At 62.0% G+C, this 21,681-nt stretch carries 21 protein-coding genes; 7 read left to right on the plus strand and 14 right to left on the minus strand.

The window, feature by feature from the left end:
* Nucleotides 1-5: 5 nt before the first annotated feature.
* Together mutS and fdxA are read left to right on the plus strand one after the other, a co-directional pair.
* Complete coding sequence (gene mutS / locus LPW29_RS08855; protein ID WP_238627703.1) at nucleotides 6-2,588, plus strand: DNA mismatch repair protein MutS; 2,583 nt, start codon at nucleotides 6-8, stop codon at nucleotides 2,586-2,588.
* Between the two features lie 144 nt (nucleotides 2,589-2,732).
* Nucleotides 2,733-3,056, plus strand: coding sequence for a ferredoxin FdxA (gene fdxA / locus LPW29_RS08860; protein WP_063465319.1), 324 nt, complete (start codon nucleotides 2,733-2,735; stop codon nucleotides 3,054-3,056).
* A 122-nt stretch (nucleotides 3,057-3,178) separates the two neighbouring features.
* Here fdxA and ispF read toward each other — a convergent pair whose 3' ends face one another.
* The 11 genes from ispF to LPW29_RS08915 all read right to left on the minus strand — a co-directional run bounded on the left by ispF (nucleotide 3,179) and on the right by LPW29_RS08915 (nucleotide 11,650).
* The gene (ispF, locus tag LPW29_RS08865) at nucleotides 3,179-3,658 is read right to left on the minus strand and encodes a 2-C-methyl-D-erythritol 2,4-cyclodiphosphate synthase (RefSeq protein WP_238627704.1); all 480 of its coding nucleotides are present in this window, start codon (nucleotides 3,656-3,658) and stop codon (nucleotides 3,179-3,181) included.
* Nucleotides 3,655-4,383: a 2-C-methyl-D-erythritol 4-phosphate cytidylyltransferase gene (gene ispD / locus LPW29_RS08870; RefSeq protein WP_238627705.1), complete on the minus strand. Its 729-nt coding sequence runs from the start codon at nucleotides 4,381-4,383 to the stop codon at nucleotides 3,655-3,657. Before ispD ends, ispF begins: the two co-directional genes overlap by 4 nt.
* A complete protein-coding gene (ftsB, locus tag LPW29_RS08875; protein WP_090252800.1) occupies nucleotides 4,380-4,673 on the minus strand; it encodes a cell division protein FtsB in 294 nt (97 codons plus the stop codon). Before ftsB ends, ispD begins: the two co-directional genes overlap by 4 nt.
* A gap of 65 nt (nucleotides 4,674-4,738) precedes the next feature.
* A complete protein-coding gene (gene eno / locus LPW29_RS08880; RefSeq protein WP_238627706.1) occupies nucleotides 4,739-6,019 on the minus strand; it encodes a phosphopyruvate hydratase in 1,281 nt (426 codons plus the stop codon).
* Nucleotides 6,020-6,031: 12 nt separating this feature from the next.
* Nucleotides 6,032-6,883 carry a 3-deoxy-8-phosphooctulonate synthase gene (gene kdsA, locus LPW29_RS08885; RefSeq protein ID WP_090252794.1) on the minus strand — a complete coding sequence of 284 codons (852 nt, stop codon included), beginning with the start codon at nucleotides 6,881-6,883 and terminating at the stop codon, nucleotides 6,032-6,034.
* Nucleotides 6,870-8,528, minus strand: a complete 1,659-nt coding sequence (locus tag LPW29_RS08890; RefSeq protein ID WP_238627707.1) for a CTP synthase — start codon at nucleotides 8,526-8,528, stop codon at nucleotides 6,870-6,872. The genes kdsA and LPW29_RS08890 overlap by 14 nt, the downstream gene beginning before the upstream one ends.
* A 118-nt stretch (nucleotides 8,529-8,646) precedes the next feature.
* The gene (locus LPW29_RS08895; protein WP_238627708.1) at nucleotides 8,647-9,405 is read right to left on the minus strand and encodes an energy transducer TonB; all 759 of its coding nucleotides are present in this window, start codon (nucleotides 9,403-9,405) and stop codon (nucleotides 8,647-8,649) included.
* Between the two features lie 8 nt (nucleotides 9,406-9,413).
* Entirely contained in the window at nucleotides 9,414-9,839 is a 426-nt protein-coding gene (locus LPW29_RS08900; RefSeq protein ID WP_255705505.1) for an ExbD/TolR family protein, read from the minus strand.
* Between the two features lie 6 nt (nucleotides 9,840-9,845).
* On the minus strand, nucleotides 9,846-10,244 hold the full coding sequence (locus LPW29_RS08905) for an ExbD/TolR family protein (RefSeq protein WP_238627710.1): 399 nt from the start codon (nucleotides 10,242-10,244) through the stop codon (nucleotides 9,846-9,848).
* Nucleotides 10,234-10,977, minus strand: a complete 744-nt coding sequence (locus tag LPW29_RS08910; RefSeq protein ID WP_238627711.1) for a MotA/TolQ/ExbB proton channel family protein — start codon at nucleotides 10,975-10,977, stop codon at nucleotides 10,234-10,236. The genes LPW29_RS08905 and LPW29_RS08910 overlap by 11 nt, the downstream gene beginning before the upstream one ends.
* A gap of 130 nt (nucleotides 10,978-11,107) precedes the next feature.
* Nucleotides 11,108-11,650: a flavodoxin gene (locus tag LPW29_RS08915; protein WP_090252781.1), complete on the minus strand. Its 543-nt coding sequence runs from the start codon at nucleotides 11,648-11,650 to the stop codon at nucleotides 11,108-11,110.
* Between the two features lie 880 nt (nucleotides 11,651-12,530).
* Here LPW29_RS08915 and LPW29_RS08920 point away from each other — a divergent pair.
* The 3 genes from LPW29_RS08920 to metK are packed head-to-tail and all read left to right on the plus strand — an operon-like array spanning nucleotide 12,531 to nucleotide 15,391.
* Complete coding sequence (locus tag LPW29_RS08920; protein WP_370642776.1) at nucleotides 12,531-13,340, plus strand: glycine/sarcosine N-methyltransferase; 810 nt, start codon at nucleotides 12,531-12,533, stop codon at nucleotides 13,338-13,340.
* Nucleotides 13,340-14,176, plus strand: a complete 837-nt coding sequence (locus LPW29_RS08925) for a methyltransferase domain-containing protein (protein ID WP_238627712.1) — start codon at nucleotides 13,340-13,342, stop codon at nucleotides 14,174-14,176. Before LPW29_RS08920 ends, LPW29_RS08925 begins: the two co-directional genes overlap by 1 nt.
* A 57-nt stretch (nucleotides 14,177-14,233) precedes the next feature.
* Nucleotides 14,234-15,391, plus strand: coding sequence for a methionine adenosyltransferase (metK, locus tag LPW29_RS08930; RefSeq protein WP_090252776.1), 1,158 nt, complete (start codon nucleotides 14,234-14,236; stop codon nucleotides 15,389-15,391).
* Nucleotides 15,392-15,559: 168 nt separating this feature from the next.
* On the opposite strand, the gene hypB is transcribed toward metK, so the two are convergent.
* Genes hypB through LPW29_RS08945 form a run of 3 tightly spaced genes read right to left on the minus strand, consistent with a single transcriptional unit; the run spans nucleotide 15,560 to nucleotide 19,128 of the window.
* A complete protein-coding gene (gene hypB, locus LPW29_RS08935) occupies nucleotides 15,560-16,369 on the minus strand; it encodes a hydrogenase nickel incorporation protein HypB (protein WP_238627713.1) in 810 nt (269 codons plus the stop codon).
* Between the two features lie 20 nt (nucleotides 16,370-16,389).
* Complete coding sequence (hypA, locus tag LPW29_RS08940) at nucleotides 16,390-16,731, minus strand: hydrogenase maturation nickel metallochaperone HypA (protein WP_238627714.1); 342 nt, start codon at nucleotides 16,729-16,731, stop codon at nucleotides 16,390-16,392.
* Between the two features lie 24 nt (nucleotides 16,732-16,755).
* The gene (locus LPW29_RS08945) at nucleotides 16,756-19,128 is read right to left on the minus strand and encodes a Tex family protein (protein WP_238627715.1); all 2,373 of its coding nucleotides are present in this window, start codon (nucleotides 19,126-19,128) and stop codon (nucleotides 16,756-16,758) included.
* A gap of 234 nt (nucleotides 19,129-19,362) precedes the next feature.
* Here LPW29_RS08945 and LPW29_RS08950 point away from each other — a divergent pair, with 234 nt between their 5' ends.
* Nucleotides 19,363-20,841: a phytoene desaturase family protein gene (locus LPW29_RS08950; RefSeq protein ID WP_238627716.1), complete on the plus strand. Its 1,479-nt coding sequence runs from the start codon at nucleotides 19,363-19,365 to the stop codon at nucleotides 20,839-20,841.
* A 6-nt stretch (nucleotides 20,842-20,847) separates the two neighbouring features.
* Nucleotides 20,848-21,486, plus strand: a complete 639-nt coding sequence (pdxH, locus tag LPW29_RS08955; RefSeq protein WP_238627717.1) for a pyridoxamine 5'-phosphate oxidase — start codon at nucleotides 20,848-20,850, stop codon at nucleotides 21,484-21,486.
* Nucleotides 21,487-21,681: the final 195 nt, after the last annotated feature.

Here is a 21,681-nt window from a genome sequence, read left to right on the forward strand (position 1 = left end):
CCCCCATGATGCAGCAGTTCCTGCGCATCAAGGCTGAGCATCCGGATATCCTGCTGTTCTACCGCATGGGGGATTTTTATGAGCTCTTCTTTGATGACGCCACCCGCGCGGCAAGGCTCCTGGACATCACGCTCACCCGCCGCGGACAGTCCGCCGGGGCTCCCATTCCCATGGCAGGGGTACCGGTGCATGCCGTGGAGTCGTATTTGGCCCGGCTGCTGCGGCTGGGAGAGTCGGTCGCCATCTGTGAGCAAGTGGGCGACCCAGGGAGCAGCAAGGGTCCGGTAGAGCGCAAGGTGGTGCGCGTCGTCACACCCGGCACGGTGACCGAGGATGCCCTGCTGGAGGAGCGCCGGGACAACCTACTGGTGTGCCTTGGGGGCGATGGCGAACACACGGGGCTGGCCGCCCTGGATCTGAGCACGGGGCGCTTTCAGGTTCAGGAACTCACGGGTACGGAACCCCTGTTGGGTGAACTGGAGCGCTTGCGCCCGGCAGAGATCCTGATTCCCGAGGGCATGACCCTGCCAGGACCCGAGCGGACGGGCGTGCGCCGTCGGCCGCCGTGGCATTTTGAGGTGGATGCTGCCCACGAATTGCTCACCCGCCAATTTGGCACTCGGGATCTGGCTGGCTTTGGCTGCGAGGAGATGCATCGGGCGGTGGGGGCTGCGGGCGCCCTGCTGCAGTACGTCAAGGACACCCAGAAGACCGCCTTGCCCCATATCGATGGCCTGAGCGTGCAGAGTCGGGATGCTGGCATCATTCTGGATGCCGCCAGCCGGCGCAACCTGGAACTGACCGTCAATCTCTCCGGGGGCCAGGAAAATACCCTGGCCTCGGTGCTGGACCGCACGGTCACGGCCATGGGCAGCCGCCTGCTGGGGCGTTGGCTGCATCAGCCCCTGCGGGATCGTTGCACCCTGCAGGAGCGTCACGGCACGGTGGGGGAACTGCAGGAGCGACAGGCCTTTGAATCGCTCCAGATTCAACTGCGTGGGATTGGCGATCTGGAACGCATCCTCACCCGGGTGGCCCTGGGTTCCGCCCGCCCCCGCGACCTCACCACCCTGCGTGACTCATTGGCGGAACTGCCCAGTCTGCAGTCAGAACTGACCACCCTGGTGTCGCCACGCATCACGACCCTGGCTGGGCAGATCGGCGAACACCCCCAGGTGGTGGATCTGCTGCGCAGCGCCGTGATCGACCAGCCCCCGGTACTGATCCGCGACGGCGGCGTCATTGCACCGGGATATGATGCCGAGCTGGATGAATTACGCGGCCTGTCGGAGAACGCCGACCAGTTCCTGGTGGATCTGGAGCAGCGTGAGCGAGAACGCACGGGCATTGCGAATCTCAAGGTTGCCTACAACCGTGTGCATGGGTATTACATCGAAATCAGTCGCAGCCAGTCGGACAAGGCCCCGGAAGATTACACCCGTCGCCAAACCCTCAAGGGAGCTGAGCGCTTCATCACTCCGGAACTCAAGCGTTTCGAGGACAAGGTTCTGTCGGCGCGGGAACGATCGCTGGCTCGGGAGAAACAACTCTACGAGGCCCTGCTCACCCGCTTGCATGCCCCCCTGCCGGCGCTGCGGCAAACTGCCGAGGGGTTGGCGGAGCTGGACGTCCTGACCAATCTGGCGGAGCGAGCCGAGACGCTGAACTATCGCGCCCCGGAACTCACCGACACGCCGGGACTGCTGATCGAGGAGGGACGTCACCCCGTGGTGGAACAGGTGCTGGATGAGCCGTTCGTACCCAATGACCTGAAGATGAGCGACCGGCGCCGCATGCTGGTGATCACCGGCCCCAACATGGGGGGTAAATCCACCTACATGCGTCAGGCTGCCCTGATCGTGCTCATGGCCCATGTGGGCAGCTTCGTACCCGCCCGTCATGCCCGGCTGGGGCCCGTGGATCGTATCTTCACTCGCATCGGTGCCAGCGACGACCTGGCCTCGGGCCGCTCCACCTTCATGGTGGAAATGACCGAGGCCGCCAATATCCTCAACCATGCCACCGACCACAGCCTGGTGCTCATGGACGAGATCGGGCGTGGTACCAGCACCTTTGATGGCCTCTCCCTCGCCTGGGCCTGCGCTGAACATCTGGCGCGCAAAAACCGGGCCTTTAGCCTGTTTGCCACCCATTATTTCGAGCTCACCGCCCTGCCTGAGCAATTCCCGGCCATCGTCAACGTGCATATCGATGCCATTGAGCACGGTGAACGCATCGTTTTTCTGCATGCCTTGAAGGAGGGGCCAGCCAATCAAAGTTATGGCCTGCATGTGGCTGCGCTGGCCGGCGTACCCCGCAGCGTGATCCAGCGTGCCCGCGAACGCCTGTCGGAACTGGAACAGCAGAGCCTGGCAGGCACGGCGACAGACAGCCCCCAACTCAGCCTTTTTGGCGCCAACGGCGGATGCGCCTCCCCGGCACCGGAGCCCGAGAACCCGGCCGCAAAGGCGCTGCGCGAGGCGGTTGAAGCGCTGGACCCGGATGATCTCACCCCCCGGCAGGCACTGGAGACCCTTTACCGGCTGCAATCCCTGATCAAGCACGAAACCACGGGGTCGGTCAGTTAATGCCCCCTGGAAAAACCCTGTTTTCATGGGGGTAACGGCACCGAAATGAGGGGATATTGACGTTAAGCCAACTCAGGCCTCAGGCTTGACACACTGGCTGTTCTTGGCCTGCTCCGATCCCACCCATCTGAAGGGAGATGCGCGATGACATTTGTAGTACTGGAGAACTGTATCCGCTGCAAGTTCACGGATTGCGTGGAGGTGTGCCCGGTGGACTGTTTTCATGAGGGCCCCAATTTCCTGGTCATCGACCCGGATGAGTGCATCGACTGTTCCCTGTGCGAACCAGAATGCCCTGCCGAGGCCATCGTGCCGGAGGATGAGGTGCCCGAAGGGCAGGAACATATGCTGGAACTGAACGCGGAACTGTCCCAGCAATGGCCAGTGATCACCCGGCGCAAGGATCCACTACCGGATGCGGAGGAATGGAACGGAAAACCGGACAAGCTGAAACATCTGGAACGTTAGCGCGCCCCCCCCGTCAACGTGAAAGAACCCAGGTTCAGCGACAGAAGCGCCCTTCTCCCCCGAGGGGGAGAGGGCCCTGGCACGTGCCTCCCACCGTCTTTGCTCCCGGGTGGGACAGGGATTCAATCCCTGGTGAGCAGGACCACTGCGTGGGCCTCAATGCCCTCCTTGCGCCCCACGAACCCCAGACGTTCGGTGGTGGTGGCCTTGACGTTCACGTCTTCGACCGCCAGCCCCAGGTCATCGGCGATGTGGGCGCACATGCTGTCCACGTGGGGTGACAGCTTCGGGGCCTGGGCGGCGATGGTGGCGTCCACGTTGCCCACGCGCCAGCCCCGCTCCCGGATCAGCTCCATGACCTGTCGCAGCAGGTCACGACTGTCGGCGCCCTTGAACGCCGGATCCGTGTCCGGGAAGTGGCGACCAATATCCCCCAGGGCCAGTGCCCCCAGGATGGCATCACTGATCGCATGCAACAGGACATCGCCGTCGGAGTGGGCCTTGAATGCCCGGTCATGGGGGATGCTGACCCCGCCAATCACCAGATGATCGCCCTCCATGAAGGCATGTACATCATAGCCGTGTCCGATACGCAGGTTCATGTCTCTTCCCGAATAGTGGATGCCCGTCTGCGCTCAGCCAGGTAGAACTCGGCCAGGCGCAGGTCCTCGGGGCGAGTGATCTTGATATTTTCGGCGCTGCCTTCCACCAACCGGGGGGCATGGCCTGCATGTTCCAGGGCCGAAGCCTCGTCGGTGACCATGAAGCCGTCCTCCAGCGCCTTTTCCAGGGCGCTGGCCAGGGTGGCCAGGCGAAACATCTGTGGGGTGAAGGCACGCCACAAATCGGCGCGGTCCACCGTGGCGGCGATGTACCCGTCAGGGGTGGCCCGCTTCTTGGTGTCCCTGACCGGGGTTGCCAGTATGCCACCCACGGGATCGTCGCGCAGGGTCTCGATCAGCCTCTCCAGATCGTCATCACTCAAGCAGGGACGTGCGGCATCGTGAACCAGCACCCAGTCCTCAGGGTGAGCCAGCGCCTCCAGCCCCCGCAGGGCATTCAACACCGAGTGGCAGCGTTCAGCGCCCCCGTCCACCACCTGGAAGGGTTTGTCGGTCACGGGGCACAGGGATGGGAAATAGGCATCGTCATGACTCACGGCCACGACCACACCCGCAATGCGCGGATGACGCAGGAAGATGTCCAGCGTCTGCTCGATCACAGTGCGACCATCCAGCGGCAGGTATTGCTTGGGTCGGTCTGCCTGCATCCGGCTGCCGACACCTGCGGCGGGAATGACCGCCCAGAACTTTGGCTCAGGTTTCATCGATACTCGGGAAAGCGGTCACGGTCCACCACCTGGAAGAAGACCTCATCTTCGCCAATCATGCCCAGCTCACGTCGGGCGCGTTCCTCGATGGCGTCCAGTCCGGTCTTGAGGTCGATCACCTCGGCCTCCAGGGCCTCATTACGGCTACGCAATTGCTGGTTCTCCGCCTTTTGCGCCTCCAGGGTCTCGCGCAACTGCCAGACCTCGGGCGGATTGCCCTCGCCGAACCAGAGTTTGTACTGCAAGCCCACCAGCAAGACCAGCAGCAGTACGGTCAACCACTTCATGTTACTGTCCAGGCGCGGGGCGCCCCCACTTCCGCAACCGCGGGAATGGGGGGCGGGTGAAGGCTTTACTTCAGATGCGGGAAAGCCTGCCGACCGGCATAGCGCGCCGCCGAACCCAGCTCCTCTTCAATACGGATCAACTGATTGTACTTGGCCACCCGATCGGAACGTGACAGGGAGCCGGTCTTGATCTGCCCGGCGTTGGTGGCGACCGACAGGTCTGCAATGGTCACATCCTCGCTCTCGCCAGAACGATGGGAGATCACGGCGGTGTAACCGGCGCCCTGGGCCAGACGGATGGCCTCCAGGGTCTCGGTGAGGGTGCCAATCTGGTTGAGTTTGATGAGGATGGAGTTGCCGATCCCCTTATCAATGCCTTCCTGAAGAATTCGGGTATTGGTCACGAACAGATCATCACCGACCAGCTGCACGCGGTTGCCCAGTTTCTCCGTCAGCAGCTTCCATCCATCCCAGTCGCCCTCGTCCAGCCCATCTTCAATGGTGATGATGGGGTACTGGTCCATCCACCGGCAGAGGTACTCCACCATGCCGGCGGCATCCAGGCTCTTGCCCTCAGAGGCCAGTTCATAACGACCATTCCTGTAAAACTCGGAAGCGGCGCAATCCAGGCCCAGATGGATATCTTTGCCCGGGGTGAAACCGGCCTGATGGATGGCTTCCAGTATGGCCTCAATGGCCGCTTCGTTGGAATCAAGATCCGGGGCAAAACCGCCCTCATCACCCACTGTGGTGGATAGTTGACGGGCACCCAGCACCTTTTTCAGGGCGTGGAATACCTCCGCCCCATAGCGGATGGCATCGGCCACATTCGGGGCGCCTACAGGCAGGATCATGAATTCCTGCATGTCCACATTGTTGCTGGCGTGCGCCCCGCCATTGATGATGTTCATCATGGGCACGGGCAGCAGGTTTGCGCCCTCCCCGCCCAGATGTCGATAAAGAGGGTAACCGTTCTCCTGGGCATTGGCATGGGCAGTGGCCATGGAAACCGCCAGCAGGGCATTGGCTCCCAGACGTCCCTTATTATCCGTGCCATCCAGTTCGATCATTCGACGGTCGATGACCTCCTGGTCATCCGAAGCAACGCCCAGCAAGGCTTCGCGAATCTCTCCATTGACGTTGGCCACCGCCTTTTGAACACCCTTCCCGCAATAACGGTCGCCACCGTCACGGAGTTCCAGGGCCTCGCGGGACCCGGTCGAGGCGCCAGAGGGAACAATCGCGCGACCGGTCGCACCGGAAACAAGCTTGATGTCCGTCTCAACAGTAGGATTGCCGCGGGAATCCAGCACTTCGCGGGCATGGATATCGACGATCTCGGTCATGAGTGTCCTCTACTAATCTTGGGATGCGATCAGGAACTGATCTTCAATGAAACCCTGGCGCTTGGTGACTTCATCCAGCGCCTTGAGGGTGATCAACAGGTCTTCCAGCAGGGGCATGGGCCAGGCATTCGGGCCGTCGGAGAGGGCCTTGTCCGGATCGGGATGGGTCTCCATGAACAATCCGGCCACACCCGCCGCCACCGCCGCCCGGGCCAGCACCGGAACAAACTCCCGCTGACCACCGGAACTGCTACCGCGTCCCCCAGGTTGCTGCACCGAATGCGTGGCGTCGAATACCACCGGACACCCCGTCTGGCGCATGACTGCGAGGCCACGCATGTCGGAGATCAGCGTGTTATAGCCGAAGGAGACCCCACGCTCGCAGACCATGATGTGCTCATTACCCGTGGCTCGGGCCTTGTCCACCACGTTTTGCATGTCCCACGGTGCCAGGAACTGGCCCTTCTTGATATTCACCGGCAAACCCTGAGCTGCCACCTTCTGGATGAAGTTGGTCTGACGGCACAGGAAGGCTGGCGTCTGCAGCACATCCACGACGGCGGCAACGGCCTCCATGGGAGTGTCCTCGTGGACATCCGTGAGCACCGGCACCCGGATCTGCTGTCGTACCTTTTCCAGGATTTTCAGGCCCTCATCCATCCCTGGGCCGCGAAAACTTGTCACAGAGGACCGATTCGCCTTATCGAATGAGGACTTGTAGATAAACGGAATGCCGAGGCGATCCGCCATCTCCTTGAGCTGCCCAGCGGTGTCCAGCGCCAACTGTTCGCTCTCGATCACGCAGGGGCCGGAGATCAGGAACAGCGGCTGATCATTGCCAGCCTGGAAGTCACACAGATTCATAGTGCTCACTCAGGTTGGCCTTTTTTTCGTGCTGGAGCCGCGCGGCACGCACGAATCCGGAAAAGAGTGGGTGCCCATCCCGAGGGGTGGAGGTGAATTCCGGGTGGAACTGGCAAGCCAGAAACCAGGGGTGATCATGGAGTTCCACCACTTCGACCAGGGCATCATCCATGGATTTTCCCGAGATCACCAGACCCGCCTGGGTCAGGGTGTCCAGGTACTGGTTGTTGAACTCATAGCGGTGCCGATGACGCTCGCTGATGATCTCGTTCCCGTACACGCGGCACACCAGGGTCTTGGGATCAAGACGCGCCTGCTGACCGCCCAGACGCATGGTGCCGCCCATGTCATCGTCCTCGGCGCGACGCTCCAACTCACCCTCGGCATTTTGCCATTCGGTGATCAAGGCAATGACCGGATGCGGTGTATCAGGCCGGAATTCGGTGCTGTGAGCATTTTCCAGGCCGGCCACATGACGGGCATACTCAATCACGGCCGCCTGCATTCCAAGGCAAATGCCCAGATAAGGCACTTGACGCTCCCGGGCATAACGCACGGCGGCAATCTTGCCCTCAACGCCCCGCTCGCCGAAACCACCGGGCACCAGGATGGCATCCACCTCGCCCAGCACATCATCATCGGAGTTCTCCAGCTTCTCCGAGTCGATATAACGGATATTCACCTTGGTGGACGTATGGATACCCGCATGGGTCAGGGCCTCGTTGAGGGATTTGTAGGACTCGGTGAGCTCCACATATTTGCCGACCATACCGATGGTGACCTCGGCCTCCGGGAACTCCATGGCATTGACCACGTTCTTCCAGTCGGAAAGATCTGCAGGCCGGGCCTCCATGTGCAGTTTGCGCAGGACAATCTCATCCAGCTTTTGGGAGTGCAGCCACAGAGGGATCTTGTAGATATTATCCACATCCACCGCCGAGATGACTGCCTTTTCCTCCACGTTGGTGAACAGGGCGATCTTGCGCCGTTCTCCCTCAGGCAAGGGGTGGTTGCTGCGGCAGAGCAGAATGTCGGGCTGAATGCCGATGGACCGCAGCTCCTTCACCGAATGCTGGGTTGGCTTGGTCTTGATCTCACCGGCGGCCGCAATGTACGGAACCAGGGTCAGGTGCATGAAAAGGGCATTCTCATGGCCCAGTTCCACTCCCATCTGGCGAATGGCCTCCAGGAAAGGCAGCGACTCAATATCGCCCACGGTTCCGCCGATCTCCACCAGGGCAATGTCGGCCCCCTCGGCACCGGCCCGGATGGAACGCTTGATCTCATCGGTGATGTGGGGAATGACCTGTACGGTCCCCCCCAGATAGTCGCCCCGGCGTTCCTTGCGGATCACGTTCTCGTAGATCTGACCGGTGGTGAAGTTATTGCGGCGGGTGGTAAGGATCCGCACAAAGCGCTCGTAATGGCCCAGGTCCAGATCGGTTTCGGCCCCGTCTTCGGTGACAAAGACCTCTCCATGCTGAAACGGACTCATGGTGCCCGGATCCACGTTGATATAGGGATCGAGCTTGAGCAGGGTGACCTTCAGGCCGCGCGCTTCGAGGATGGTCCCCAGAGAGGCAGCAGAAATGCCCTTGCCCAGGGAGGAAACCACACCCCCGGTAATGAATACGTATCGAGTCATGAGTTGGTCATTGGATATGGGGTGACGGAGGCGAATCGCGCCGAATGGCACGCAAGGATACCAGAGGGGTCATACCCCCTCAACGCGACTTGCTCGAGTCACCGTCGGGACGAGGCCTTCACCAAAGGTTGAAGGAGACCGGGAGCGAGAACGTGAACATGGATTCTCCCACATCGGCCGGCATGGCGGGCAAGGGATCGGCACGACGGATCATGTCCTCCACAGCTTGATCCAGCAGGCGATACCCGGAACCCTGCGCGAGCTCGTAGGAAAGTACGTGACCTTGCCGATCGATGGTCACACGCACCGTGGCCACCCCTTCCTGTCGCCGACGCTGAGCCTGGCGCGGATATTCCTTATGCCGTTCCAGCCAGGCGCGTAGCTCCCGGGCATAGTCCTGCTCCGCAGCGGGGTCTCCCCCGCCCTGATGGGCGACAGGAGCGTCGCGGGCCTCCTCAAACGGCGCATCGTGCTCACTCTCCTCACCCTGGACAGTTGCATCCTGGGGCGGATCCTCCTCGGATTCACTGAGTTGAGGTGCGGATTCGGTTTCCGGCTCGGGTTCAGGCTCGGGCTCGGGTTCAGGTTCAGGTTCAGGTTCAGGTTCAGGTTCAGGTTCAGGTTCAGGTTCAGGTTCAGGTTCGGGCTCGGGCTCGGGCTCGGGCTCGGGCTCGGGCTCGGGTTCAGGCTCGGGCTCTATCAACGCCTCCGGATCACCGAGGGTCTGGCCTGCGGGAGCCAGATCAATGACCACACCGGATTCACCCGGTGCTTCAGCACCATCGGGATCCATATCGGTGCGCGCCAGGTAGGCAATGACCGAGGCATGCAGCCCCACCGCCAGGGTCAACGCAACAACCCATGGAAAACCTCGCATCCGCATGATCAATGATCACCTAGCACGGTGAGAAGCTGGACTTTTTCAACGCCAGCGTCCCTCATGAGCTCCATCAGATCCAGCAGATCATGGGTGGTAGCGTCCTGATCGGCCTTGATGCGCACGGCGGGTAGGGAATCCGAGCCTTGGGCTTGCCGTTCCTCCTTGGCCTCCGCCAGACGCGCCTTCAGGGTTCCACTGTCCAGCTCCTCATTTTCCAGGGCCAGGCGCCCGCCTTCGCCCAGCAAGACCAGCCAGCCCTGATCATCCATCGACTCATCGATATTCGAGCCGGGCGCCTCGACCTCAAAGACATCCTGAGAAGACAGGGCGCCAGCCACCATGAAGAAGATCAACAGCAAGAAAACAATATTAATCAATGGGATGAGATGATTTTCATCCGCCTGGCGCGCTGGTAACTCTGGAAGGTTCATCCGTCTTTACTCGCGGGCCAGCCGCATGGAGCGTGGATTGGCATGACGTATTTCGTCCAGCACTTTCACCACCTGTTGCAAGGCCACACCCCCTTCGGGCTGCACCACCACGGTGCGCCCGGGGTGTTCATCCAGATACTGCCGAATCACACCCTCGATCGCACCATGCTCAACGGCCTCCCCCTCGATCCGCACGCCGGACCCAACCGCGATGCGCACCGATAGTGGGGGCTCATCCACACTGGCCGGCGACTGCTGTGCGGAAGGTGTGCTCAGGGGAACCGCGCTCCATTCGAGAAAGCTGGAGGCCAGCATGAAAAAAATCAGAAGGATGAAGACCACATCGATCAGTGGTGTCAGGCTGATCAGCGCCCGCCGACGCCGTGGTGGGGACTCAATCTGCATCGGAGGCCGCCCGCCCCTTCCAAAGTTTGATGCGGGCCTGTTGAACCGGGGTATCTGCCTTCTCCCCGTGGGCGATGGATTCCGGTTGCCGCACGGTAAAGACCTGGGTCACGGCATCCTGCAGGCGGTGACGGAAACGCTCCAGCCAGCGCTCCAGGCCATTGAGCACGGCTACCACGGGGATGGCAACGCCCAACCCTACAGCAGTGGTCATCAAGGCCACCCATATGCCCCCGGAAAGGACGGAGGGATCCACCCGGTTGCCCGCTGCCTCCAGTTGCTGAAAAGCCACAATCATGCCCAGGACGGTGCCCAGGAGTCCCAGCAGGGGGGCCAAGCTGCCGATCACTTCCAGTACCCGGAAGTGCCCACGCAAGGTCTCCAACCAGCGACTGGCAACACGACTCACTTCTTCCCGAAGCAGGGGCTCAGGCAGGGTCGGGTCGCGTCGGCCCCGGATAGCCACTTCCATCACCCGGGCCGCGGGACTACGAGATCGGGCAAGCACCTCCAACGCCTGATCGCCCTGATGCTGACGCCAATGCGCCAACGCCTCATCAAGGCTGCGCTGATCTCCCAGACGCCACCAGCTGAATTGCCAAAGCTTGACAAGGATCACGGTAAGCGCAACAACAGACATGAGCAGCAGAATGACCACCACCGGGCCGCCCACGTCAGTGACCGTCTGCAGGGCGTGGAGAATGCCACCTGGGGTTGTATCATCTGAATTCATCGGAGTAAGACCTCGCGGAACCCGCCATCGTTTCGACAACGCAAGCCCGGCATGGTAATGGTGTTGCGAATCATTATCAACCGCTAGGGTAAAAAAACCGCCCCAGGAAGTACCGGAGCGGCACAGGTTATCAAACCGTCAAGTCGAAGTCCGAAGCGATCTGTTTGAGCCACTGTTCCAGACGGGCCTCGGTCTGATCGCTCTGATTGTCCTGGTCCAGCACCAAGCCAACGAACTGGTCATCCACCACTGCCTGAGAGGTGTTGAAGGTATACCCCTCCGTGGGCCAGTGCCCCACTACACGACCACCGCGATCCGTGACCACGTCATGGATCTCCATCAAGGCATCCACGAATTCATCCGGGTACCCCACCTGATCCCCCAAACCGAATAGCGCGACCGTCTTTCCGGAGAAATCCACCTCCTCAAGCGTTGGCATGAATTCCTCCCAACTCTCTTCCTCGCAATCAGCCGACAGGCCCGGTAACTGGCCGGAACCCATGGTAGGCGTTCCAAATATCAGATAGTCATAACCGGCAATTTCATCGGCGGAGACCCGGTTTACATTCAGGGGCTTTGCCATGGTTTCATCGTCGAACTTCTTCTTGATCATCTTGGCCACCTTGCGCGTGTTGCCAGAGGTGGTACCGAAAAAAATGCCGATGCGTGCCATACAGTTGCCCTCTTGGTAAAAGACGAATGACGGAGCGAAACAGCGCCTGGACATGCGTCCTGGAAACGTATCACCCCGGAAGACCTCACCGAAGATAAGGGCAATTCCCATGCCAACCCTGGCAATAAGCGGGCCACTCCCGTATGATGCTGTTTCCGCAGTTAATTTATTCCGCCAATGCAGTATCTGACGCTGGCGTGAGAGCGCGCTACAACGGGGCATTTGTCTCAATGTCGGCTTCACGACATGGCGTATTCCAAGGCGCGTGCATGCACTTGGCACAGGGGGTGAAATACGGAAACTTCCGCGTGAAGATTCAGTGAACCTCAGAGGGGCGACTTGCATTCTTCGGTAAAGTCCCCCAAGGTATTAGGGATGCATCAGCGCATAACCTTCAAGGTGCATACGGTGACCGCCACGCAGTGCAGTGTGGTAATCAGCCGCGACCCGGCAGGTCTTTGGCGCGAGCAATAGCGTAGTCGACATTTACATGTATTTTGTCGCCTTATCGGGCGACCACCTGCCACCAAGGCGTCCACGGTTTTTCCGCACCCGGGCTACCTGCCCCGGAGGCCAACGAAACGATCGTGCCCCACGATCCGGCCGCGGCAACCGTCGCAAAGAAGACGCGCCCCGGCACCCATTGGGTGAATGCAGTCATCCGGGTCATCGCGACGCTTCACGGGACATTGCAACAAGTCAGCACAGAATGGATGGTGAGGGCGGACACCATCTCCGGCAAGCATCACGCCGGCCACACACCGCAGACAGGGTCTAACTCATTGGCCCGGTCATGGCGGTGTGGTCGATATCGTGAAGGCGCTCAAGCGCCGCGCGATGCAACGCAAAATCAAACACCTCAATGGCGGGGAACATCATTATGTCCAACACCATGTCAGACCAGGATTTCGGCGAGAAGCCGGTAGAACGTCGCGACACCGACAACTACGTGAACGAATACACCGAATCATTCGTCGACAAATGGGACGACCTGATCGACTGGGATAGCCGCGCGAAGAGTGAAGGCGACTTCTTCATCCAGGAGCTCAAGAAGCGTGGCGCCAAGCGCGTGCTGGATGTGGCCACCGGTACCGGCTTCCACTCCATCCGACTGCTCGAGGCTGGCTTCGATGTGGTCAGCGTGGATGGCGCTCCCGAGATGCTGATCAAGGCCTTCGAGAACGGTCGCAAGCGGGGCCACATCCTGCGTGTCACCCAAGCCGACTGGCGCGAACTCAATCGCGACATCTATGGCCGCTATGATGCCGTTGTCTGTCTTGGCAACTCCTTCACCCATCTGTTCAATGAAAACGATCGCCGCAAGGCCCTGGCCGAATTCCATGCCGCCCTGAACCACGACGGCGTATTGATCCTGGACCAGCGCAACTACGACGCCATCCTGGATCACGGCTATTCCAGCGCCCACACGTTCTACTACTGCGGTGACAATGTGTCCGTGCATCCGGAGCACGTGGATGACGGCCTGGCTCGCTTCCGGTACGCCTTCCCGGACAAGTCCGTGTTCCATCTGAACATGTTCCCGTTGCGCAAACCTTACGTACGCCGCCTGATGCGCGAAGTGGGTTTCCAGAAGATCGAAACCTATGGTGACTTCAAGGAAACCTACCACGACACTGAGCCGGACTTCTTCATCCACGTAGCCGACAAGAAATATACGGGGAACGAATAATGACGAATCAGTATGAAGGTGCCGTCGCCACTGCCCGCGACTACTACAACAGCGAAGACGCCGACAACTTCTACCACCGCGTGTGGGGCGGCGAGGACATCCACATCGGCCTGTACGAGTCCGACGAGGAGGCGATTCCCGATGCCAGCCGTCGTACCGTGGCTCACATGGGCGACCTGCTGGGCGAGCCGACCCGCGACATGAAGGTACTGGACATCGGCGCCGGTTACGGTGGCGCAGCCCGCTACCTGGCCTCCACCTTCGGTTGCCACGTCACGGCGCTGAACCTGAGCGAAGTGGAGAATGAGCGCGACCGGCAGATGAACAAGGCCCTCAAGCTGGATCACCTCGTCGACGTGCTCGATGCCAGCTTTGAGTCCGTGCCGGCCGAAGACAACAGCTTTGACGTCGTATGGTCTCAGGACGCCATCCTGCACAGCGGTAACCGCGCCAAGGTCATGGAAGAAGTGGCCCGCGTGCTCAAGCCCGGTGGCGTGTTCATCTTTACCGATCCGATGCAGACAGACGATGCGCCCAAGGAGAAGCTGCAGCCCATCCTGGACCGCATCCATCTGGAGACCCTGGGCTCTCCGGGTTTCTACCGGGACACCGCCAAGAAAGTGGGTCTTGAGGAAATCGGCTTCGAGGATCACAGTCACCAGCTGCCGCGCCACTATGGGCGGGTGTTCAAGGAGCTTGAATCCCGTGAAGAGAGCCTTAAGGGCCTCATCTCCGATGACTACATCGCGCGCATGAAAAAGGGTTTGCAACACTGGGTTGATGGCGGCAAGGCCGGACATCTTTGCTGGGGCATTTTCCGCTTCCGCAAGGTCTGATTTCGGGCGATTATCCGACTTCAATCCTGAAAGACCATTACTAGGAGAAACCATTACATGAGCAAGACCTATCTTTTCACCTCCGAGTCTGTTTCCGAAGGCCACCCGGACAAGATGGCCGACCAGATCTCCGATGCGATCATTGACGCCTACCTGGCGCAGGATCCCAAGGCCCGCGTGGCCGCGGAGACCGTGACCCAGACGGGTATGGTGCTGATTGCTGGTGAGGTGAAGTCCACTGCCGTTCTGAACCTGGAAGACCTGGTACGTGAAGTGGTGCTGGACATCGGTTACGACAGCTCCGACAAGGGCTTTGACGGCAACACCTGTGCTGTGCTCAATTCCCTGGGCGCCCAGTCCATGGACATCAACCAGGGTGTGGATCGCAGCCGCCCGGAAGAACAGGGTGCTGGCGACCAGGGCCTGATGTTCGGTTATGCCTGTAGCGAAACCGACGTGCTGATGCCCGCTCCCATCCACTTCTCCCATAAACTGGTGCAGCGTCAGGCCGAAGTGCGCAAGAATGGCACCCTGCCCTGGCTGCGTCCCGACGCCAAGAGCCAGGTGACCTTCCGCTATGAAGGCGGCAAGGCCGTGGCTGCCGACGCCGTGGTGCTCTCCACCCAGCACGCTCCCGAGATCGAACAGAAGGATCTGCAGGAAGCCGTGATGGAAGAGATCATCAAGCCTGTGCTGGGCGAGAAGTGGCTGCACAAGGACACCAAGTTCCACATCAACCCCACCGGTCGCTTTGTCACCGGCGGCCCACTGGGCGATTGCGGCCTGACCGGCCGGAAGATCATCGTGGACACCTACGGCGGCATGGCCCGTCACGGTGGCGGTGCCTTCTCCGGTAAGGACCCCTCCAAGGTGGACCGTTCAGCTGCCTACGCCGCCCGCTACGTGGCCAAGAACATCGTGGCTGCCGGCCTGGCCGAGCGCTGCGAAGTTCAGGTCTCCTACGCCATCGGCGTGGCCGAGCCCACCTCCATTGCCGTGGAAACCTTCGGCACCGGCAAGATCGACGAGACCCGTCTGACGGAAATCGTCCGCGACGTCTTCGATCTGCGCCCGTTCGGCATCCTGACCATGCTGGACCTGGAGAAGCCGATCTACCGTCCGACCGCTTCCTACGGCCACTTCGGTCGCGAAGACCTGGGCGTGAGCTGGGAGCGCACCGACCGCGCTGACGCGCTGGCCAAGGCGGCCAAGTAAGCATCTGGCGCCTGGTGCATCGGGCATCGCCCGATGCATATTCAAGGCCGGGAGGGGGCAACCTCTCCCGGCTTTTTTGTGTCTGGCATATCTGGCCGCCCCTTCAGTGGCCCAGAACACGGCCCTGGATACACAGGTGCAGGCGAACGCCCCCCGAGTCACAGCCCCTCAGGACTTCATCAGTCCCGCCTGCTGCAGGCGGGACTCCAGTTCGGCCACGCGCTGGCGCAAGGCCTCCAGTTCCTGTCCATCCGATCTCTCTCCCCACCCGGCACACTGGGCCTCGAGCCACTGCACCCAGGCCTCCATGCCCTGCCCTGTGCGGGCCGAAAGATGAAAGACCTCAATCCCGGGATTGAGCCGACGGGCCTGTTCAATGCAGGCATCCATGTCGAAGTCCACATGGGGAAGCAGGTCCAGCTTGTTCACGATCATCACGTGGGCAGATTGAAACATATCCGGGTACTTGAACGGCTTGTCATCCCCCTCGGTGACCGAGAGCACCACCACTCGGCGGGCCTCGCCCAGATCAAAGGCTGCGGGGCAAACCAGATTGCCCACGTTTTCGATGAACAGGATGCCGCCCCGGGGTGGCTCCAGGTCTTCGCAGGCGTGCCCCACCCTATGGGCATCCAGGTGGCAGCCCTTGCCGGTATTGATCTGCACGGCGGGCGCCCCAGTCTGACGAATGCGGTCGGCGTCGCGACAGGTCTGTTGATCCCCTTCGATCACCGCCATCGGCAGGCGATCCCGTAACTGCTCGATGGTCGCCGTCAGCAGGTGGGTCTTGCCGGACCCGGGACTTGAGACAAGGTTCAGAGCCAATACCCGTTCACGCTCGAACCAGGCCCGGTTGTCCCGGGCATGAGCATCGTTGCGGGCAAGAAGGTCGATTTCAACGGACACCTGGCGGGTCTCCTCCTTGTCGTGGTGCTCGTGACGGTGACCTTCATCACCACAACCGCAAACCGTGCACATGATCGCTTCCTCCGCGTGCCCTAATCACTGACCTGAAGGTCCTTGACCTGCATCTCCTGGCCACCTTCGGCCTGCGCGGGACCACCGCAGTGAGGACAGGGGGTCAGCCATGAGTCCATGGTGAAACAGTGCCCGCAGTGTCGGCAACACCCTCGGGCAGCAGGATGCTCCATATGCAGTTCGGCCCCTTCAGCCAGCGTCCCTTGGGTCACGGCTTCGAAGGCGAAATGCAGGGCCGGGCCATCCACCGCCGCCAGCGGGCCTATGGTCACTGTGACCGCATGGACCCGGGAAAATTTCTGCAAACGGGCCTGGTTTTCCAGGATGTGCAGCACCTCACGGGCCAGGGACATCTCATGCATGGTCTGCCCCCCGGACGGCGGATATCAGCCCTTGCCAGCGGCCGCCTTCAGGGCTGCGGCCAGGGCGCCCTCCGGCTCGGGCTCGCGTGATTTGCCACGAGGCGCGCCCTGCCCGGGGGCACTCTTGCCCTTTGCCTGGCCCCTACCGTGGCCCTGGCGACCGGGCTGGGAGGGCTTCGGGCCCCGAGATGCCTTGCGCCCGCCGCGGCTCTCCTGCCCGGGTTCATCCCCCAGGCGCATGGTGAGGCCGATGCGTCGACGCTCCGGGTCCACCTCCATGACCTTGACCTTCACCACGTCCCCGGCCCGCACCACGTCCCGGGGGTCCTTGACGAAGCCCTCGGCCAGGGCGGAGATGTGCACCAGGCCATCCTGATGCACACCCACATCCACAAAGGCCCCGAAGTTGGCCACATTGGTCACCGTACCTTCCAGCACCATCCCCGGCTCCAGATCCTCCAGCTTGTCCACCCCCTCGCGGAAGGCGGCCGTGCGGAACTCGGGCCGGGGGTCGCGGCCGGGCTTGGCCAGTTCGGCGAGGATATCCCGCACCGTGGGTTCACCAAAGGCGTCATCGGTGAAGTCCCGCGGGTCGAGGCTCTTGAGGAACGCCTCGTCTCCGATCAACTGCCTCACATCCCGCTGGGTCCTGGCCATGATGCGCTTGACCACGGGATAGGCCTCCGGGTGCACCCCCGAGGCGTCCAGCGGGTTATCCCCGGAGGGCACACGCAGAAAGCCCGCCGCCTGCTCAAAGGCCTTGGCCCCCAGGCGAGGGATGGCCTTGAGGGCCGTCCGGTTCCTGAAGGCCCCGTTCTCGGTACGGTGCACCACGATGTTCTCCGCCAGCGTCGGGCCCAGGCCGGACACCCGGGCCAACAGGGGCACGGAGGCGGTGTTCACGTCCACGCCCACGGCGTTCACGCAGTCCTCCACCACGGCATCCAGCTTGCGGGCCAGTTGGCTCTGATTCACGTCATGCTGATACTGGCCCACACCGATGGCCTTGGGCTCGATCTTCACCAGTTCCGCCAACGGGTCCTGCAGACGCCGGGCAATGGAGACCGCGCCCCGCAGAGAGACATCCAGATCCGGCAGCTCGCGGGAGGCACTCTCCGAGGCGGAGTACACCGAGGCCCCGGCTTCGGACACGATCACCTTGCTCATCCCGGGCCGTTTCAGGCGCTTCAACAGTTCCGCCGCCAGGGCATCCGTCTCCCGGGAAAAGGTCCCGTTACCGATGGCAATGAGCTCCACCTGATGACGCTTCACCAGCGTCTCCAGGGTGTGCAACGTGGCATCCACCTGATTCTTCGGCGGGAAGGGATACACGGTGGCGGTGTCCACCACCGCACCCTCCGTATCCACCACGGCCACCTTCACACCGGTGCGCACGCCCGGGTCCAGGCCCATGGTGGCCCGGGATCCTGCCGGCGCGGCCAGCAGCACGTCCTCCAGGTTGGCGCCGAAGACACGGATCGCCTCTTCCTCCGCCAGTTCCCTGATACGGCGCTTCAGGGCCACATCCAGGTGGATGGAGAGTTTGGCCCGCCAGGCCAGACGGGCGTGCCGGGCCAGCCAGGCATCGGCGGGCCGCCCCTGGTCCGAGAGGCCAAAGCGACGCACCACAGCGCGCTCGCCGGGGGAGGCACCGGGCTCTTCCTTCTCACCCCGGGCCTGGGCCTGGCTCCAGGCCACTTCCAGGCGCAACACCTCCTCCGCCTGCCCCCGGAACATAGCCAGGGCCCGGTGGGAAGGCACCTTGCACAAAGGCTCCACATGATCGAAATAGTCGCGGAAACGGGCACCGGCCTGTTCCTTGCCCTCCACCACCCGGCTGACCATATAGCCCTTCTCCCAGCCGAATTGGCGCATCTCTTCAATGAGATCGGCATCCTCGGCAATCCGCTCCATGAAGATATGCCCGGCCCCTTCCAGGGCGGCCTCCACGGTGATCTCCTCGCTGATGAAGCGCGCGGCCACCGCCTCGGGAGACTGAGCGGGATCCGCCAGCAGGGTATCCAGCAACGGCTCCAGGCCATTCTCCCGGGCGATCTGCGCCTTGGTGCGGCGCTTTTTCATGTAGGGCCGGTAGAGGTCCTCGAGACGGGTCTTGGTCTCGGCGGTATCGATGGCCTGTCGCAGGGTATCGGTCAGCTTGCCCTGCTCCTCGATGGCCTTGAGCACCACCTGACGACGCCCCTCCAGCTCCCGCAGATAGATCAGTCGCTCCTCCAGGTTACGCAGCTGCGTATCGTCCAGGCCGCCGGTGGCCTCCTTGCGATAGCGGGCCACGAACGGCACGGTGGAGCCGCCGTCCAGCAGTTCCACGGCAGCGTTCACCTGGCTGGGTTGAACGCCCAGTTCCTGGGCGATACGGGAGGATATGGAGGTCATGGGAGGCCATTACTTGAACAAAATGAGAGGGCAATGATACCCCAGGTGTGCCCCGTCGCCCATGGGAGGCCCGGCGTGAGTCCCAACATCTGATACACCGCGCGGGCCGTTCGCGAACGGCCCCTACGGGATCGGGGGTACGCGCCTTCAATCAGGGCATTGGAGGGGTACATCCTTGCCAGTTCCTGGCGACCGGGGTAACGTCCCCGTTCACCGTCATCTCTTGAAGAAATCATGAAGAAAAACAAGATCGTCATCATCGGTGCCGGCTTTGCCGGGCTCGCCGCTGCCGCCACGTTGGCCCGTGAGGGCATGGATGTCACCGTCATTGAGCGCCACGATATCCCCGGCGGCCGGGGGCGGCAGTTCTCCGCAAAGGGATTCACCTTCGACATGGGGCCGAGCTGGTACTGGATGCCCGATGTCATCGATGGGTTCTTCGCCGAATTCGGGCGCAAGAGTTCCGACTACTTTGAACTCAAACGCCTGGACCCATCCTACCGGATCTACTTCGGCAAGGATGACTATGTGGAGATCCCGGCGGACGTGAAACAGACCGTTGAGCTGTTCGAGAGCATCGAGCCGGGCGCCGGTTTCCAGCTGGAACGGTTCCTGGACGAGGCCGAGGTGAAATACACGGTGGGCATTGGCGAGTTTGCCAACAAACCCTGCCTGTCCTTCATGGAATTTGCCCAGTTGCGTCTGTTGCGTTATCTCTTCTCCATGCATCTGCTGCGTTCCTACCGCAGCCATATCACCCGTTACTTCAAAAGCCCGCGCCTGCATCGCATGCTGGAGTTTCCCATCCTGTTTCTGGGGGGCACGGGCCGCACCACACCGGCCCTGTACAGCATGATGAATTATGGCGATCTCAAGCTGGGCACCTGGTACCCCATGGGCGGGATGTACGAACTGGTCAAGGCGATGCATCAACTGGCCGAGGAGATGGGGGCCCGCTTCCAGTTCGGCACCGAGGCCAGCGGCATTGAAACCCGGGATGGCAAGGTGGTGGCCGTGAACACGGACCAGGGGCGCTTCGAGGCGGATTATCTGATCGGCGCCGGGGACTATCATCATGTGGAACAGGATCTGCTCCCCGAGGCCGACCGCATGTACTCACCGGCCTACTGGGACAAACGGGTCATGTCGCCCTCCTCCATCATCTTCTACATGGGCGTGGACAAGAAGCTGGAGGGGCTGCCACATCATACCCTGCTGTTCGATGCCGACTTCGAGGCCCATGCGGCGCAGATCTATCAGGATCCTGCCTGGCCCACCGAGCCTGCCCTGTATGTAAGTGCCACCTCGCAGACAGACCCCTCGGTGGCCCCGGAGGGTCAGGAGAACCTCATGGTGCTTATCCCGGTGGCCGCTGGCCTGGAGGACACCCCCGAGACGCGACGCCATTACCAGAAGCTGATCCTGGAACGGCTGGAAGCCATCACCGGCCAGTCCATCCGCGATCACGTGGTGTTCTGCCGATCCTACGCCCACAAGGATTTCATCCACGACTATCATGCCTTCAAGGGCAATGCCTACGGCCTGGCCAACACCCTGATGCAAACGGCCATGCTCAAGCCCAGGCTCAAGAGCCGCAAGCTGGATAACCTCTACTATGCCGGCCAGCTCACGGTGCCCGGCCCTGGCGTGCCCCCGACGATCCTGTCCGGCACCATCGCCGCTGAACAGATCCTCAACCAGTGCAGGAGTTGACGGCCCATGTCGCCCATTGACCATCGCCAGACCCGCCGGTCGTATCAGCGCGCCAGCCTGCGCCGTGCCGACCTGGCCCTGGACCCTTTTGAACAGCTGGCCGACTGGCTCAAGGACGCCGAAGGCGAGCCCGACGCCACGGCCATGGTGCTGGCCACTGCGGATGCCAAGGGGCGCCCCTCGGCCCGGGCGGTGCTGCTCAAGCACGTGGATGATCGGGGGCTGTGCTGGTACTCCGATGGTTGCAGCCTCAAGGGTCGGCAATTGGCAGAGAACCCCATGGCGGCCCTGCTGTTTTACTGGGCCGGGCTGGAGCGTCAGATCCGTGTGGAGGGCTACGTGGAACGCCTGCCCGCGAAGGATGCGGATGCCTATTTCCGGTCCCGCCCACGGGGCAGCCAGCTGGCTGCAGCCGCCTCGGAACAAAGCGGCCCGGTGAAGAACCGGGAGGCCCTGGAGCAACGTCTTGAGCGGGTGCAACTGCGCTATCCCCATGGGGATGTGACCCGCCCCGAGACCTGGGGGGGGTACCGGCTGGTCCCGGATACCTTCGAGTTCTGGCAGGGGCGGGACAACCGCCTGCATGACCGGTTTCAGTACCGGCTGCAGTACGAGACCTGGGAGATCCAGCGGCTGATGCCCTGACGCTCATCCATCACGGTGATGACCACACTGAGCCCTTCTCACCTTGACGTGAAAGCCCCCAGGTTCAGCTACGGAAGCTCCCTTCTCCCCTCGGGGGAGAAGGGCCGGGGATGAGGGGGTGAGGCAGGCACTGTGCTGGCCCTGGGGGGGGGGGGGGCCCCCCCCCCCCCCCCCCGGGGGGGGGGGGGGGGGGGG

The organism is Ectothiorhodospira sp. 9100 (genome assembly GCF_022227565.1).
Lineage (GTDB): Bacteria > Pseudomonadota > Gammaproteobacteria > Ectothiorhodospirales > Ectothiorhodospiraceae > Ectothiorhodospira > Ectothiorhodospira marina.

What these genes read in the sequence shown, in the direction of transcription:
- LPW29_RS08910 (WP_238627711.1), bottom strand. Translation starts at nt 10,977, where the DNA reads ATGAATTCAGATGATACAACCCCAGGTGGCATTCTCCACGCCCTGCAG.
- fdxA (WP_063465319.1), top strand. Translation starts at nt 2,733, where the DNA reads ATGACATTTGTAGTACTGGAGAACTGTATCCGCTGCAAGTTCACGGAT.
- hypB (WP_238627713.1), bottom strand. Translation starts at nt 16,369, where the DNA reads ATGTGCACGGTTTGCGGTTGTGGTGATGAAGGTCACCGTCACGAGCAC.
- LPW29_RS08890 (WP_238627707.1), bottom strand. Translation starts at nt 8,528, where the DNA reads ATGACTCGATACGTATTCATTACCGGGGGTGTGGTTTCCTCCCTGGGC.
- ispF (WP_238627704.1), bottom strand. Translation starts at nt 3,658, where the DNA reads ATGAACCTGCGTATCGGACACGGCTATGATGTACATGCCTTCATGGAG.
- LPW29_RS08895 (WP_238627708.1), bottom strand. Translation starts at nt 9,405, where the DNA reads ATGCGAGGTTTTCCATGGGTTGTTGCGTTGACCCTGGCGGTGGGGCTG.
- mutS (WP_238627703.1), top strand. Translation starts at nt 6, where the DNA reads ATGATGCAGCAGTTCCTGCGCATCAAGGCTGAGCATCCGGATATCCTG.
- LPW29_RS08905 (WP_238627710.1), bottom strand. Translation starts at nt 10,244, where the DNA reads ATGCAGATTGAGTCCCCACCACGGCGTCGGCGGGCGCTGATCAGCCTG.
- hypA (WP_238627714.1), bottom strand. Translation starts at nt 16,731, where the DNA reads ATGCATGAGATGTCCCTGGCCCGTGAGGTGCTGCACATCCTGGAAAAC.
- LPW29_RS08915 (WP_090252781.1), bottom strand. Translation starts at nt 11,650, where the DNA reads ATGGCACGCATCGGCATTTTTTTCGGTACCACCTCTGGCAACACGCGC.
- ispD (WP_238627705.1), bottom strand. Translation starts at nt 4,383, where the DNA reads ATGAAACCTGAGCCAAAGTTCTGGGCGGTCATTCCCGCCGCAGGTGTC.
- pdxH (WP_238627717.1), top strand. Translation starts at nt 20,848, where the DNA reads ATGTCGCCCATTGACCATCGCCAGACCCGCCGGTCGTATCAGCGCGCC.
- LPW29_RS08920 (WP_370642776.1), top strand. Translation starts at nt 12,531, where the DNA reads ATGTCCAACACCATGTCAGACCAGGATTTCGGCGAGAAGCCGGTAGAA.
- metK (WP_090252776.1), top strand. Translation starts at nt 14,234, where the DNA reads ATGAGCAAGACCTATCTTTTCACCTCCGAGTCTGTTTCCGAAGGCCAC.
- LPW29_RS08900 (WP_255705505.1), bottom strand. Translation starts at nt 9,839, where the DNA reads ATGAACCTTCCAGAGTTACCAGCGCGCCAGGCGGATGAAAATCATCTC.
- ftsB (WP_090252800.1), bottom strand. Translation starts at nt 4,673, where the DNA reads ATGAAGTGGTTGACCGTACTGCTGCTGGTCTTGCTGGTGGGCTTGCAG.
- kdsA (WP_090252794.1), bottom strand. Translation starts at nt 6,883, where the DNA reads ATGAATCTGTGTGACTTCCAGGCTGGCAATGATCAGCCGCTGTTCCTG.
- LPW29_RS08925 (WP_238627712.1), top strand. Translation starts at nt 13,340, where the DNA reads ATGACGAATCAGTATGAAGGTGCCGTCGCCACTGCCCGCGACTACTAC.
- LPW29_RS08945 (WP_238627715.1), bottom strand. Translation starts at nt 19,128, where the DNA reads ATGACCTCCATATCCTCCCGTATCGCCCAGGAACTGGGCGTTCAACCC.
- eno (WP_238627706.1), bottom strand. Translation starts at nt 6,019, where the DNA reads ATGACCGAGATCGTCGATATCCATGCCCGCGAAGTGCTGGATTCCCGC.
- LPW29_RS08950 (WP_238627716.1), top strand. Translation starts at nt 19,363, where the DNA reads ATGAAGAAAAACAAGATCGTCATCATCGGTGCCGGCTTTGCCGGGCTC.